Source organism: Lachnospira multipara LB2003, from assembly GCF_000702205.1.
Lineage (GTDB): Bacteria > Bacillota > Clostridia > Lachnospirales > Lachnospiraceae > Lachnospira > Lachnospira multipara_A.
The window spans coordinates 24,565-38,714 of record NZ_JNKW01000009.1; the positions used below are offsets into that span (position 1 = coordinate 24,565).

The window sequence follows — 14,150 nt, forward strand, 5'->3', positions numbered from 1 at the left end:
TGGAGGTATAACATGAAAAGAGGAATAGTTTTTGAAGGTGGTGCATTTAGATCTATATTTTCTTGTGGCGTTATGGATGCTCTAAACGAACTAGATTTTTTACCTGATTATATAATTGGTGTATCTGCAGGTGCAGCCTACGGAGTTAGTTACGCATCATGTCAACCTGGAAGAAATCTAAAGATCATAATGGATTACAGAGACGACAAAAGATACATGGGACTTACTAATATGATAGCTCCAAATAACAGATCTCTTTACGGTCTTGATTTTGCTTATGAAACAATCCCAAATGAACTTGTACCATATGATTATGATGCTTTTAAAAGATTCAAGGGAGAATATTTATGCGTTGTTACTAATGTGGAAACTGGAAAACCTGAATATCTTCCATACACAGGACTTGATAGAACTAACAAGGTATTAAAGGCAACATGTGCTCTTCCTGTATTCTTCCCAACTATTAACATAAATGGAACTGAATATATGGATGGTGGCTTATCTGATTCAATCCCAGTTGAAAAAGCCCTTGCCGATGGTTGTGATAAGGTCTTAGTTGTTCTTACAAGAGAACCTGGCTATAAGAAAAACACATCAAGCATTACTAAATCAACTGCTAAACTTTACAAGAATAAACCAGAATTAGCACGAGATCTTCTTACTAGAGCTTCTAAATACAACAGACAGCTTGAAAGAGTGGATAGACTTGAAAAAGAAGGTAAATTATACGTAATGCGACCAGTGTCAACTAAGGGATTTAAGCGTACCGAAAAAGACAAAACAAAGATTTTATCTCTATATAACGATGGATATAATCAGACTTATGAACAATTTGATAAGATTAAGGAATTTTTTGAAATAAACTAATTAAAAAGGAGATTTTTTATGTTTGTATTTAATAAGGACGTTACTGCAACTGATTGCGAACCAGGGGTTCAAAGAAAAATTCTAAGTTATTCTGATGAACTTATGATGTGTGAAATTCACTTTCAAAAAGGGGCAAAGGGTAACTTTCATACCCACGAACATCTTCAGATAACTTATATTGCTGAAGGTAGTTTTGAATTTACAATCGATGGAGAAACTAAGGTTGTAAATAAAGGAGACAGTGTATATATGCCAAGTAATTCACTTCATGGTGTAACATGTCTAAAAGAGGGCATCTTAGTTGATGTATTTAATCCAAAAAGAGATGACTTTTTAAAATAAGATTAATGAAAACCCCTTCTTAACTATCTGTTAAGAAGGGGTTTAGTTTACATAAAGCTCAGTCTTTATTTATAAGGCCAGTTTTAAGCCAGTTTTAATATACGGCATTACTTACATTTTCAATAACATTATCTAATTCATTAAGGTTTACTGCCTGGCTAAAATAATATCCTTGATATTCATAACAGCCAATTTTTTCCAAAATATCTTTTTGTTTTTTATCTTCTACATATTCTGCCAATATATCAATTCCAAATCTGTTAGTTAAACCAGCCATTACCTTTACAATATCTCTACTTCGTTCATTATTAACAACATCCTTACTTAAGTTGCCATCAATTTTTACCAAATCAAAGATATTATATTTTAGATATCTTATAGATGTACTTCCCATTGAAAAATCGTCAATACCAAAACTATAACCTAGTTTTTTAAGACGCTCTAATCTTGAAATAAGTTCTTCATCTATCTTTAAACTGTCTTGTTCTGTGATTTCAATTAATATATTTTTTATGTAGTCCTTGTATTTATCAGCCATTTCAACTAAAAATTCTTCAAACTCCTGTGTCTGTATTGAATTTCCCGTTATATTAATGGCTATCTTACAATTAGGTCCAAGGCTATTAACTATTTTTTTACAGTCATTAAGGGCCACAATAAAAATAGCTTTTTCTAGCTTGCTTTGATACTCCATCTCTTTAGTAAGTCCAATAACAAATGGGGTGTAAAGTTTACCATAATTAGAGTATTCTAAAGACAATAAACTCTCAACTCCAATACACTCATTTTTATTATTAAACTGAGGTTGGTACTTAAGATTAATCTCATTTCTGTCTATTTTACACTTTATTTCATCAGCTAGCGTTCTTGCAAGCACTCCATATATGCCCTTTAAGCAAAGTACATTTCCGCCTTCTCCACTTTCCTCTAATTCCTTATACTGGCAAATTAGATCTGCAACCATTTTGTTTTCCTGTTCTAAAGACTTTTTATCAGCATAGATGACAAAAGGGGTATAAATAAGTATTCCCACTGCTAAATTAATTATCTGTATAAGTGAACCTGAAATATTTCCTGTGCAAAAAAAGCCACTAATTATTGGCGGTGTTGTCCATTCAACATAATTAAGAGTCTGAGGGATTATACTTAAATACGAAGCTAAAAATGCTATTCCGTAATTAACAATTGGTACAATGATAAATGGAATAATATATATTGGATTTAATACAACAGGTAAACCAAACAACAATAACTCGTTAACATTAAAAAATATAGGTATACTTGATAATCTTACAAGTTTTTTTGATGTATTCTTTTTTCCAAAAATAAGGATTGCTATGGCAAGACACATTGTTGAACCACAACCACCCATTGAAGCAAACACATTCCAAGCAGTATGAGAATTAATTGTGCATGGATTACTTATAAGACTTTGTGTTGATCCTGGAAAAATAATATTAAATTTACGTATGCCAAACAACCATATAAATAGCTGGAAAAGTGCAAATATCAGTGTCTTTGTAAATTTACTATTTCCCTTTTTAATGATTGAATACATAAAATTCGTAATAAGATTTTGAAGAGAGTGTTCTCCTGTTGTAAATACCATGATGCAATATAATAAAAAACCGCAGATTAAAGTTATAATGATTTTAGGCAACATATTAAGCATCTGAGTATAGGAAGCATCTGCCCCACTTGAATATAACTTAAAACTCACCTTTACGTACTTATCAATAATATTAAACATGGTATATGAGAAAAATACCGTAAGTAAGGATACTAAAATATCATTCTCTCCCATAAAATCAACAGCATTTCCCTTCATATGAAAAACACCACTAAATAAGAAAAATAGCATTAAGCTTACAAAAACCAAGCTAAAGTTTCTATTCTCCTTACGGCATGCAGTATTAACAATGCTTATTGATAAAGCAAGAGTAATATACACCCCAAGCGTTAAAATTGTTATACGATAAATATCATCTAGAAAATGTAATATTATTCCACCTTGAAAGTTTTCTAAAAAAATCTGATAATGTCTATTAGGAAATACCCTAAAAACCAAACTAAAGGACCCTATTAAAAGAATAGGTATACACATTATTATTGCCTGTCTTAAGGCCTGTATAATAACAGATTTTTCAAAGAAATCCGATAATTTAAACATGACTCCCCCTAAAGAATTTCTTAGTATACATAATATCAAAATTTCAAAAAAATAAAACCCCATATAAGTGGGGTTTTGTTCTAATCCTTAATATAAATTTATTTTATTTGTCTATGTTCTTTTTATAAAATCGATTCGGCACTTAGGACATTTAATACTAATTTTTCCCTTGCCCTTTGGTACTCTGATTTTTTGTGAACAATTTGGACATTTAAAAATCCTATGTGTCTTAGAGTCCTTAATTCTTGCTATTACATAGTTAAACTTACCTTGACACTTATAGTAAAAATTAAGATATCTCTGATTTTCCTTACTTCTTCTAGAAATGTTTCTTGAAAAGCATCTAAAATATGTATAAATTAAAAGCAAAATTGCTACTGTATAAACAACTCCATTATGCATAAAAAGTGTCAATACAAGTAATGTCATGCACAATATAGATGTAAATTTGGAAAGCTGATCCATGCCGTACCTTCCATACATAAACCTTATAAATCTATTTCTAAACTCATTCATTTAAGAATACCTCCACCATAATCGGTTTATTTATCTCCTCTGTAAAGATAACTACAGTAAATACTCTACCACACAACTGTCTAAATACAATTAAATAAAAATAAAATATTCCTTATAATTCTAAAGAGGGCCAAAGGTATTATTAAAATCCTAAAGTTCTAATAAAAAGACTATAAGCTTTCCTCCATATATACATTACCATCTAAATCTTTCCAGACAAATTTATCCTCTAAAATCATATATCCATGAGGAGAGTTTTCCTTAGGAATTGATACAGAGCCTGGGTTCATATATGTAATCCCGTCTTTCTTTTCACACTTTGGTACATGAGTATGACCACATAAAAGCACATCCCCATCCTTAAGTGCTGGGATATTTTTCTCATCTAATTTATGGCCATGACATATAACAATATCCCTATTATTAACTGATAAAAATGCCTGTTCGCATAAGCAATTAAAATCTAATACCATTTGGTCTACTTCTGTATCACAATTTCCTCTTACGCAAATAATCTCATTTCTTAAGGGATTAAGCATTTTTATAACTTCCTTAGGAGCATAGTCTTTAGGTAAATCATTTCTTGGTCCATGGTATAAAATATCACCAAGTAAAACTAGTCTCTTTGCCTTCTCAGCCTTATATCTTTCAATCATTTTTTTACAATAATAAGCTGAACCATGTATATCTGATGCAATCATTATTTTATCCATATTATTATCTCCTTAAATTTAAAAAAAGCAGGATTTTACTCCTGCTAAAAATTTATCTTGCTAATTTTTGTACTGTAGGAATCTTATAATCACTAGCATAACTTAAATATTTCTGTAGTGAGTTCTTAACCTTATACATATCAAGAATCTTTTTTAGAAAAGCAATTGTATTTTTCTTATATTTCATATTGTCTAATACAATTAATGCAGCTTCATCCTTATATCCTCTTGCAAAGCCCTTGACATATCTTGCAAATTTTAGCTTATTAAGATCAGGAATATTATGATAGTTTTGCAAAATTTCAAGTGCTTCTATGATTCTTGTATTATCAAAATCAAGTTCAACCTCTGGTCTTCTTATAATGAGATTGTCAATCTTACTTACATTGCTCTTTATCTTATTAGAATAAAGCTCAATAATATCGCTTTTGGCGCTTGTTAGTGAATATTTATTGTAAAGTCTCATACCAATAAACATACCACTATCATTCTCATCTCCAAAGAAATAATTAAGAAGTATATCTTCTTTGGTTAAACCTTCCTCTATTCGTCTAACATATAAGCCCTTACTTAGTCTTACTATTATACCGTCTTTAGCAATTCTTTCCACTGCTCGGAAAAAAGCATCCTGACTCATTTTAGTAAATTTTTCTTCATATAAAGAATTAACTGCCACAACACTAGAATCAGGTAAGCTATTAAAATAATTAATTATCCTATCCCTGTTCTTTATCATGAATTATTCAACCTCTTCTAAGTTAACTTCTTCAGTTTCTTCCTTATCTTCCTTATCTTCCTTATCTTCATCACTAGACTCTGTTTCAACTGACTTATTAATAACCTTGATTTCTGGTTCATCTTCATTAGCAAAAATTGCATCTTCATCAAAATCATCATCTATATCTTCAACATCATCATCGTCAACATAGAAATCAACTGGAATAACCTCAAGACTAGTAGCAACTGCCTTACCAATTATATAAACTGTATGAATTCCATCTTCATCAGAATTCTCAACAAGATTTCTAACACCAGAGCAGATTCTATCAACATCACATACAACATTAACACCCTCTGGTAAAATAATTGTTACATTACTGCATACACTTGAGAAGTTAACATATACATCCTTTTCAAAAACAGCTAAACCTAAGTCAAGAGTAGTCTTAGCAGCAACTGATTTAAGTTCACAGCCTACAAATTCCTCATCTTCAATTTCAACAATCTTCTTTTCGGCAATAGCATTATATTTTCTGATTTCAGCATCTACGCTATCATTCTCTTCTTTAACAAATTTTTCCTTAGTTTCCTTGTATTTATCGTAAGCCACCTTACTTGCTGCCACAAGTGCACCTGTAACAGCGACAAATTTTAAAAAGCCATTCTTCTTTGCCATATTCATTTCCTCCATATATTTTAACTAATCATAAAAAATAAATACGATTAATGAGTTAAACTATTTAAAATATAACATTTTGTCGTCTTTTTTTCAAGTTTAAAGCACTATTTTTCCACCCTTGAATACACGCAGCCGCAGAAATTCTGGCGATAAAGATTATATTCCTTGGAAAGTTCAATAGATCTTTTGTAGCCGTTTTTCTTCTTAAAATCAGAAAGTAAATATGGCACACCATATTCTTCCTGTAATTTTAATCCAATTTCATTAAGCTTAACACTTGATTTTAAAGGGCTAATGCTTAGAGTTGTTGTAAAATAATCAAAATGCTTTTCTTTAGCTAGAACTGCTGTCTTTCTTAAACGTAGTTCATAACACTTAAAGCATCTTTCCCCGCCTTCAGGACAGTTTTCAAGTCCTTTTGCCATTTCATAAAACTTTTCTGTCTCATAATCCCCTTCTATAAATTCTACAGGATATTTAGTCTTAAATTCCTTTATAAAACGAATTTCTTCTTCGACTCTTTTTTTATATTCCTCCTCATAAGAAATATTAGGATTATAATAAAAAACTGTTAGTTTAAAGTAATTGGATAGATATTCAATACAATAGCTTGAACATGGGGCACAACAACTATGTAATAAAAGTGTTGGTACTCTTTCCTCTTTTTGTAATTCAACTATAAATTTATCAAGTTCCTTTTGAAAATTTCTTTGGTTAAATGGAATTGCCATTATAAAATCTCCTTTAATGCAGTTATTAAAGCATCCATTTGTGAATCTGTTCCAATTGTAATTCTTAAGTAATTATCTATTCTTGGCTGTTTAAAGTATCTTACAAAAATATTTTTCTCCTTTAATTTCACAAATATCTCTTCTGCTTTTTTGTTTTTGTGTGTTGCAAAAATAAAATTAGACTTTGAATCAGGGAATGAAAAGCCTAGTTTTTCTAATTCTGCCATTGTTCTTTGTCTTGTTTTTATAATTTTACTACAACACTCTTCAAAATATTTTTTATCTGCTATTGCCGCAGTTCCAAGCTTAATAGCTGCCATATTCATAGTATATGAATTAAACGAGAACTTCACATCATTAAGTGCAGCAATTAATCTATTATTACCAATAGCATAGCCTATTCTTAGTCCTGCCATTGATCTTGACTTAGAGAAAGTCTGAACAACTAACAAATTGTCATACTTTGAAATTAAACCAATTGCTGATTCACCACCAAAATCAATATATGCTTCATCAACAACTACTATGCTTTCACTATTATTCTTAATTATTTCCTCCACTAAATCTAGGCTTAAATACTTAGATGTTGGGGCATTAGGGTTTGGAAAAATTATACCTCCATTAGTTTTATTAAAATCCGAAACCACTATATTAAAATCATCATCTAGTCTTACAGTCTCATATGGCACTCTATGTAAATTAGCCCATACACTATAAAAAGAATAAGATATTTCAGGGAAAAGAATTGGCTTATCAGAGTTAAAAAATGTCATAAAAATCATAGAGATTACATCATCTGAGCCAACTCCTGTAAATACCATATCTTCACTAACCCCTAAGGAGTTAGCAATAGCCACATTTAATTCCTTAACTTCAGGATCTGGATAAAGTCTAAATTTTTCATAATCCATTTTAGATAATTCCTCTAACACTAAAGGTGATGGTGGATATGGATTCTCGTTAGTATTTAACTTAATTATATTCTTTAATTTTGGCTGCTCTCCAGGTGTATATGGAACAACCTTTCTAATATTATTCTCCCATGCTTTCATATAAAAACCTCCTATAAAGAATATTCCTTTGCTAGTTTTTCAAAACTTGGTAAGGAATTAATTATTGTGTCATAAGATACGCAATAAGCAATTCTTACATAACCCTTACATCCAAAGCTTGTGGCTGGCACCATTAAAATATTATATTTCTTAGCTGAATTGCAAAATTCGTTCTCATCCTCCACAGGAGACTTAACAAACAAATAAAAGGCTCCCTGTGGTTTAACACACTCAAATCCTAATTTTGTTAGGCCTTCATATAAAGCTTTTCTATTCTTGTCATAAATAGCAATGTTCTTGCTTAAATCCACATCAAGAGTCTTTTTTATAACTCTTTGCATTAGGGATGGAGCATTAACAAATCCTAAAATTCTTGTTGCCACACTGGCAGCCGCCTTAACTTCACTTGAATCTGTTAACTCATCAGGAATTACTAAATATCCAATTCTCTCCCCTGGTAAAGATAGAGACTTACTATAAGAATATCCAACAATAGTGTTGTTATAATACTTAGTTATATATGGCACAGTAGCTCCATCATATGCCAATTCTCTATATGGTTCATCTGAAATAATATAAATATCAGTAGATAATTCCTTCGCCTTACTATTTAAAATATCACTAAGTCTTTGTATAACATCTTCACCATAAATAACCCCTGTTGGGTTATTAGGATTATTAATAATTACAGCCTTAGTCTTATTATTAATTAGTCTAATAAATTCATCAAAATTTGGCATAAAATCCTTAGTATTAGCTGGAACCACAACTAATTTTCCACCAAAATTAGACACATAATTTTTATATTCACTAAAAAAAGGAGCAAAACAAATCACTTCATCCCCTGGATTAAGAAGTGTCTTTAATATAGTATTTAAGCCACCTGCTGCCCCTACAGTCATAATAATATTAGATGCATTAAAGCTTGTATCATATTTTTTATTTATTGAATCTGCTATAGCCTCTCTAACATCTTCAAATCCAGCATTGCTCATATATCCATGGACAAGTGTAGATTCCTCATTATTAATAACATCAAGAATTGCCTCATTAACTTCCTTTGGAGCACTTACATTGGGATTTCCTAAAGAAAAATCATATACATTCTCTCTGCCATAAATCTTACTTAATCTGTTACCTTCTTCAAACATAGCTCTAATGACAGAACTTCCCTTAACTAAAGCTACCATTGACTCTGCTATCATAATTCTTCCTCCATTTTTTTAATTTACTACATATACTATTTATTAAATAGAAAAAGCCACTATTCTAGATAATAAAAAAGACAGGAGATTTCTCTCCTGTCTGATATTATAGTCTTAAATATTAGATTGATGCAATAAAATCTATTAAAAACATAATTGCAGCGCCTAAGCTAGCTTCATTTTCAGTGCTAACTGAGAATTTAAGATAAGATGCACTTGTCTCAAATGGGCAAAATGCAATAAGTCTTTCTTTAAGGTCATCTTCATATTCTCTGATATAATCAGCAACTGGACCGCATATACATACTTCACTATCATTAATAACATAAAGGTTATTAATACCTATTGCTAAATTATCAAGATATTCATCAAAAATCTTAGATGTAGTAGCATCCCCACTCTTTAATTTTGTAAAAAATTCATCAAGAGTCATATTAAGATCTGTTGATAGATTTCTTGAAGAAACATAAGCTTCAAAGCAACCCTCATGTCCACAATAACACTTCTTACCCTTGGCATGAATTGTCATATGTCCAATTTCTCCAGCTCTATTATGAAAACCTGCCTTTATTTTTTCTCCTTCAAGAAAAGCACCACCAACGCCTTCATTAAGCATAAGATAAACACAGCTATAATCATTATCAACAAGTTTTTTCTCATCAAAATTACGCATGTTAATTAACTTAGATGCTTCTAATCTCTTAGTTTTCCAATAATCTGCAAGAGCATGAGCTCTAGCATCATTAATAACAATAGTCTTATATTTAAGGCCCTTTGTTAATTTTTCTACCTCGTAATTTTTAAGACCCATAGTAGGAGCTGTTAATATCACCTTATTGTCATTATCTAAAATACCAGGTACTGTAATTCCAACACCAAGTACACACTTTTTAGGGATACTATTTTTTTCTATTAATTTGTTAACCATGTTAGCAATATTTCCATCAAAATCATTACCCTTAATACGAACTGGTAAGCTAATCTCGTCTATTACTTCTCCAGTTAAACCTACAAGACATGCCCTGATCCCATTAGAAGTAAGATTAACACTAACTGCTACTCTAGCACTTTTGCCAACCATAATAATCTGAGCCTTACGACCACCTGTTGACTCAAAATTACCAGAATACTCTATTAAGCCTTCCTCACTAAGTAACTTAAGATTTTGGTTAACTGTAGGAAGTGATAAATCTAGTGCATCTGAAAGTTCCTGTCTTGCTACCTTTCCTGAATAATGAATTAGTCTAAACACTCTATTCTTATTAATTCTTTTTACATCAGTTGTTGTAAGCTTTTCTGAAGTTAACATTCTACACCTCTCTTATTTTTTATTCACCAAAAACAGCGATATAATCTTTTTGGAATTTCTCAATACCTGCAGTTGTAAGTGGGTGGTTAACCATTTGCTCTATTACTTTATATGGAACTGTAGCAATATCTGCACCTGCAAGTGCGCAGTCTGTAACATGAATAGGATTACGTACACTTGCTGCAATAATCTTAGTACTAATATCATAATTAGCAAAAATAGCTACGATATCTTCAATCAAATTAATACCTGGCTGTGAAATATCATCTAGTCTTCCAAGGAATGGAGAAACGTAAGTTGCACCAGCTCTAGCTGCAAGTAAAGCCTGATTTGCTGTAAAAATCAAAGTCACATTTACCTTGATTCCCTCACTAGATAATACCTTAGTTGCCTTTAATCCGTCAACAGTCATAGGTATTTTTACAACCATATTAGGATGAATTTTAGCAATTTCTCTTCCTTCTTTTATCATATCTTCTGAATTAGTTGTAGTTGCCTTAACCTCTCCACTAATAGGTCCATCAACAATGCTTGCAATTTCTTTTATAACTTCATTAAAGTCTCTTCCCTCTTTAGCAATAAGTGATGGATTTGTAGTAACACCACAAATAACTCCCATATCATTAGCCTTTTTAATGTCCTCTACATTAGCTGTGTCAATAAAAAATCTCATTTTTTCTTCCTCCCTAAAATCTTAATCTATCATTGTTGCAAAACTATCTTTAAGTGCTGGATAAAGCATCTTAAATTCCTTATATCTTTCATTATAGCGTGAGACTATCTGCTCATCTGGAGTATAGCTCTTACTATATTTAACAATTTTTGTTACTGCTTCCTCTACATTTTTATAAACACCACAAGCAACCATAGCTAGCATACAAGCCCCCATGGATGGGCCTTCTTCACTTACTGGCTTAATAACCTTAACATTTAATACATTAGCTATTATCTTGCACCAAAGCTCAGATTTAGCACCACCGCCGCAAAGATATGTTTCCTGTATATTAATACCTTGTGCTCTTGCTACCTCAACGCAATCCCTAAGTCCATATGCCACACCTTCTAATACCGCCTGTGTCATATCAGCTCTTGTTGAATCCATAGTCATACCAATAAAAGCGCCTCTTGCCTTAGGATCATTATGTGGTGAACGCTCACCCATTAAGTATGGTAAAAAATAGACATGATTGTTACCAAGGTCATCATCCCCTATTGTGCTTTGTTCCTTTCCATACTCCTTAGTATTAAGTATCTTATCCATCCACCAACTATTAGTTGAAGCTGCAGATAGCATACATCCCATTAAATGATAACTTCCATCAGCATGAGCAAAAGAATGAAGTGCATTCTTACTATCTACTCCAAATTCCTTACTTGAAATAAATACTGTTCCACTAGTACCAAGGGAAATATTACATTTACTATCCCCTACTGTACCTGTACCTACAGCTGCTGCCGCATTATCCCCTGCACCTGCTGCAACTACCACGTCACACCCAAGTCCTAGCTCATCTGCCACATCTTCTTTAAGTGTTCCGATTTTTTCATAACTTTCAAAAATTCTTGGCATAACATCTTCAGAAATACCACAAATATCAAGCATTTCCTTAGACCATTTTCTATTTTTTACATCAAACAAGAGCATACCTGAAGCATCTGATACATCAGTTGAAAAAACTCCTGTAAGTCGATATGCTAAATAATCCTTAGGAAGCATGATTTTTCTAATTCTATCATAGCTTTCCTTCTCATTATTCTTAAGCCATAAAATCTTAGGTGCAGTAAAACCAGCAAAGGCTATATTAGCTGTATACTCACTTAATTTATCCTTTCCAATTTCATTATTAAGATACTCACATTCCTTAATTGTTCTACCATCATTCCAAAGAATTGCAGGTCTAATAACCTCATCCTTCTCATCTAGAATAACAAGGCCATGCATCTGTCCGCCAAAACTTAATCCCTTAATGCTTGCCTTATCAACCCCTTTAATTAAGTCCTTAATTCCCTTAATTGTTTCATTATACCAATCTATTGGATTTTGCTCAGACCAACCTGGCTTTGGAAAACTAATTGGATATTCTCTAGAAACAGAATTAAGAATCTCTCCCGCCTCATTCATAAGCAAAAGCTTAACCGAAGAGGTACCAAGATCAATACCTATAAATTTCATATTACCTCCCATATAATATTACTTTTAGAAAGTGCTTTTATAAAAGCTAATTTTATTCTAGCACTTTAAGAATAGTCATTCAATCACTTTTAAAAATTATTTTATAACTACAAAAGGATGCATAAAAAATGCATCCTTTTGTAAGTTTCATTTAGAAACCATTAGCTTATTTTTTTGTAAAAATTGTTTTGTAGTTTTCACCATTTATAAAAATAGCTTTTAATTTTTCAGACTTATTAAGAATTGCTTTAATAATTAAATAAGCTAAAATACCATAAATAGAACCAAGAATTAAGCTTACTAACACATCTGTTGGATAGTGAACGTTAAGATATAATCTTGAAAGTGCTATTAATGCAGCCATAATCATTGCACATACGCCTTCTCTTTTATTCCAAAGAATAATAGCAAAGGCAGCAGCAAATGAAGCAGATGTATGACCTGATGGGAATGACCAATCATCAATTGATGCAAACACGTTGTATAGCTGCGTATCAAATAATGAATTATCAAAATTAAAAGGTCTCACTCTTTGACAGACATTTTTCATAACACCATTACACATAATAACAGAGAATATTAAAGCAAGGGCTACTGTAAGTCCTACCTTTCTATATCTCTTAGGTAACACTGTAAGCATAAGTAAACCTAATAAAATCCATAATATACCTTTATCACCTAATTTTGTTATAACATACATTATTGGGTCTGTTACTGGATTATGTAAGCTAGCAAACCACTTAAGAATTGGAATTTCATTACCATTAAGGGTATTAAAAAATTGATCCATTAAAAGCCTCCTCTTTTTTGTTTTTACCCACTAATCTTAAGCTATAGCTATTGTTTAGTCAAATTGAAATTTAGCTGCGTCTAGCTTTTTTCTATAACAATATGTTTCCTTTTTATTAAATGCAACATTATATGTCATATTTATTCTTACGCTGCACTGCTCTCTTAATAAATCTATATCTGTAATTCTTATGTCATATAAACATTTATAATTTGTTCTCTCTTCTAATACGCTTTCAAGTTCTTGCCTTAATTCATAAGCCATTAACTCTTTATTTTCAAATAGTATCTTTATAAGATTGTCTTTATAATCATTACAAACCACATCAAAAGAATACTCTATGCTACTATCTAGACACCTGATTAATTCACCCTGCTTTACATTTTTATCAATAATTACGCTATTAATCATTACGCATAAAAAGAGTACACATACTAAACTAGAACAGCTTATAATTACTCTCAAATAAACCTCCAAAAAAAGCACTTAGCATATAATTCTTAATTTATATACTCTATTTTTTATAGGCTCTATATCTAACTAATCCCTCTAAGCTTGATATTTTATTAATCTTAAAGCTGCCAGCTATAATCCTATAATTAATAGTATATTCATAATATAGGTAATCCTCTGTAGAATCATAATACTCAAAACTTATACTAGCATTGTTTTTACTAGCTAATTCCTCTGCCATTTTAAAGCCTTCTTCTCCATTAATTTCTATTAGGCTTTCTGTATATCTTGCAAGGGAATTAATCTTTGAAACCCTTTGATTAATCATAATAAGATCAATTGAGAATATCACTATCAAAGTTATTACCAATAAATAAAAATAACTCTCTAATACACTTTTCATAAAAATCCTTAACTCATTTAGGGGAGT

16 protein-coding genes are annotated in these 14,150 nt (G+C 31.2%); 2 read left to right on the plus strand and 14 right to left on the minus strand.

Going from position 1 to position 14,150, the window contains the following annotated elements; all coding sequences use genetic code 11:
* The first annotated feature begins 12 nt into the window (after window positions 1-12).
* Both T537_RS0106735 and T537_RS0106740 read left to right on the plus strand, forming a co-directional pair.
* Complete coding sequence (locus T537_RS0106735; RefSeq protein WP_031556823.1) at window positions 13-867, plus strand: patatin-like phospholipase family protein; 855 nt, start codon at window positions 13-15, stop codon at window positions 865-867.
* Between the two features lie 18 nt (window positions 868-885).
* Entirely contained in the window at window positions 886-1,209 is a 324-nt protein-coding gene (locus T537_RS0106740; protein WP_027438405.1) for a cupin domain-containing protein, read from the plus strand.
* Window positions 1,210-1,303: 94 nt separating this feature from the next.
* Here T537_RS0106740 and T537_RS0106745 read toward each other — a convergent pair whose 3' ends face one another.
* The 14 genes from T537_RS0106745 to T537_RS0106810 form a co-directional block, all read right to left on the minus strand.
* Entirely contained in the window at window positions 1,304-3,379 is a 2,076-nt protein-coding gene (locus T537_RS0106745) for an EAL domain-containing protein (protein ID WP_031556826.1), read from the minus strand.
* Window positions 3,380-3,490: 111 nt separating this feature from the next.
* Window positions 3,491-3,895: a hypothetical protein gene (locus tag T537_RS0106750; RefSeq protein ID WP_031556827.1), complete on the minus strand. Its 405-nt coding sequence runs from the start codon at window positions 3,893-3,895 to the stop codon at window positions 3,491-3,493.
* A gap of 170 nt (window positions 3,896-4,065) precedes the next feature.
* Window positions 4,066-4,608 carry a phosphodiesterase gene (gene yfcE / locus T537_RS0106755; RefSeq protein ID WP_027438402.1) on the minus strand — a complete coding sequence of 181 codons (543 nt, stop codon included), beginning with the start codon at window positions 4,606-4,608 and terminating at the stop codon, window positions 4,066-4,068.
* A gap of 52 nt (window positions 4,609-4,660) precedes the next feature.
* Window positions 4,661-5,344, minus strand: coding sequence for a hypothetical protein (locus T537_RS0106760; RefSeq protein WP_027438401.1), 684 nt, complete (start codon window positions 5,342-5,344; stop codon window positions 4,661-4,663).
* Window positions 5,345-5,347: 3 nt separating this feature from the next.
* Complete coding sequence (locus T537_RS0106765; RefSeq protein ID WP_242839166.1) at window positions 5,348-6,004, minus strand: hypothetical protein; 657 nt, start codon at window positions 6,002-6,004, stop codon at window positions 5,348-5,350.
* A gap of 107 nt (window positions 6,005-6,111) precedes the next feature.
* Window positions 6,112-6,738, minus strand: coding sequence for an epoxyqueuosine reductase QueH (locus T537_RS0106770; protein ID WP_027438399.1), 627 nt, complete (start codon window positions 6,736-6,738; stop codon window positions 6,112-6,114).
* Complete coding sequence (gene hisC, locus T537_RS0106775; RefSeq protein ID WP_031556832.1) at window positions 6,738-7,790, minus strand: histidinol-phosphate transaminase; 1,053 nt, start codon at window positions 7,788-7,790, stop codon at window positions 6,738-6,740. The genes T537_RS0106770 and hisC overlap by 1 nt, the downstream gene beginning before the upstream one ends.
* A gap of 11 nt (window positions 7,791-7,801) precedes the next feature.
* Window positions 7,802-8,995: a pyridoxal phosphate-dependent aminotransferase gene (locus T537_RS0106780; RefSeq protein WP_031556834.1), complete on the minus strand. Its 1,194-nt coding sequence runs from the start codon at window positions 8,993-8,995 to the stop codon at window positions 7,802-7,804.
* A 121-nt stretch (window positions 8,996-9,116) separates the two neighbouring features.
* Window positions 9,117-10,304: an ROK family transcriptional regulator gene (locus tag T537_RS0106785; protein WP_031556836.1), complete on the minus strand. Its 1,188-nt coding sequence runs from the start codon at window positions 10,302-10,304 to the stop codon at window positions 9,117-9,119.
* A 19-nt stretch (window positions 10,305-10,323) separates the two neighbouring features.
* On the minus strand, window positions 10,324-10,977 hold the full coding sequence (fsa, locus tag T537_RS0106790) for a fructose-6-phosphate aldolase (RefSeq protein ID WP_027438395.1): 654 nt from the start codon (window positions 10,975-10,977) through the stop codon (window positions 10,324-10,326).
* Between the two features lie 21 nt (window positions 10,978-10,998).
* Entirely contained in the window at window positions 10,999-12,477 is a 1,479-nt protein-coding gene (gene xylB, locus T537_RS0106795; protein WP_031556838.1) for a xylulokinase, read from the minus strand.
* A gap of 166 nt (window positions 12,478-12,643) precedes the next feature.
* Entirely contained in the window at window positions 12,644-13,267 is a 624-nt protein-coding gene (locus T537_RS0106800; RefSeq protein ID WP_031556840.1) for a phosphatase PAP2 family protein, read from the minus strand.
* A 54-nt stretch (window positions 13,268-13,321) separates the two neighbouring features.
* Entirely contained in the window at window positions 13,322-13,732 is a 411-nt protein-coding gene (locus tag T537_RS0106805; RefSeq protein ID WP_031556841.1) for a hypothetical protein, read from the minus strand.
* Between the two features lie 49 nt (window positions 13,733-13,781).
* Window positions 13,782-14,123 carry a hypothetical protein gene (locus T537_RS0106810; protein WP_031556843.1) on the minus strand — a complete coding sequence of 114 codons (342 nt, stop codon included), beginning with the start codon at window positions 14,121-14,123 and terminating at the stop codon, window positions 13,782-13,784.
* Window positions 14,124-14,150: the final 27 nt, after the last annotated feature.

Bases quoted from the DNA above. Each gene is read 5' to 3' on its own strand.
- T537_RS0106735 (WP_031556823.1), top strand. From the start codon at position 13: ATGAAAAGAGGAATAGTTTTTGAAGGTGGTGCATTTAGATCTATATTT.
- T537_RS0106740 (WP_027438405.1), top strand. From the start codon at position 886: ATGTTTGTATTTAATAAGGACGTTACTGCAACTGATTGCGAACCAGGG.
- T537_RS0106745 (WP_031556826.1), bottom strand. From the start codon at position 3,379: ATGTTTAAATTATCGGATTTCTTTGAAAAATCTGTTATTATACAGGCC.
- T537_RS0106750 (WP_031556827.1), bottom strand. From the start codon at position 3,895: ATGAATGAGTTTAGAAATAGATTTATAAGGTTTATGTATGGAAGGTAC.
- yfcE (WP_027438402.1), bottom strand. From the start codon at position 4,608: ATGGATAAAATAATGATTGCATCAGATATACATGGTTCAGCTTATTAT.
- T537_RS0106760 (WP_027438401.1), bottom strand. From the start codon at position 5,344: ATGATAAAGAACAGGGATAGGATAATTAATTATTTTAATAGCTTACCT.
- T537_RS0106765 (WP_242839166.1), bottom strand. From the start codon at position 6,004: ATGGCAAAGAAGAATGGCTTTTTAAAATTTGTCGCTGTTACAGGTGCA.
- T537_RS0106770 (WP_027438399.1), bottom strand. From the start codon at position 6,738: ATGGCAATTCCATTTAACCAAAGAAATTTTCAAAAGGAACTTGATAAA.
- hisC (WP_031556832.1), bottom strand. From the start codon at position 7,790: ATGAAAGCATGGGAGAATAATATTAGAAAGGTTGTTCCATATACACCT.
- T537_RS0106780 (WP_031556834.1), bottom strand. From the start codon at position 8,995: ATGATAGCAGAGTCAATGGTAGCTTTAGTTAAGGGAAGTTCTGTCATT.
- T537_RS0106785 (WP_031556836.1), bottom strand. From the start codon at position 10,304: ATGTTAACTTCAGAAAAGCTTACAACAACTGATGTAAAAAGAATTAAT.
- fsa (WP_027438395.1), bottom strand. From the start codon at position 10,977: ATGAGATTTTTTATTGACACAGCTAATGTAGAGGACATTAAAAAGGCT.
- xylB (WP_031556838.1), bottom strand. From the start codon at position 12,477: ATGAAATTTATAGGTATTGATCTTGGTACCTCTTCGGTTAAGCTTTTG.
- T537_RS0106800 (WP_031556840.1), bottom strand. From the start codon at position 13,267: ATGGATCAATTTTTTAATACCCTTAATGGTAATGAAATTCCAATTCTT.
- T537_RS0106810 (WP_031556843.1), bottom strand. From the start codon at position 14,123: ATGAAAAGTGTATTAGAGAGTTATTTTTATTTATTGGTAATAACTTTG.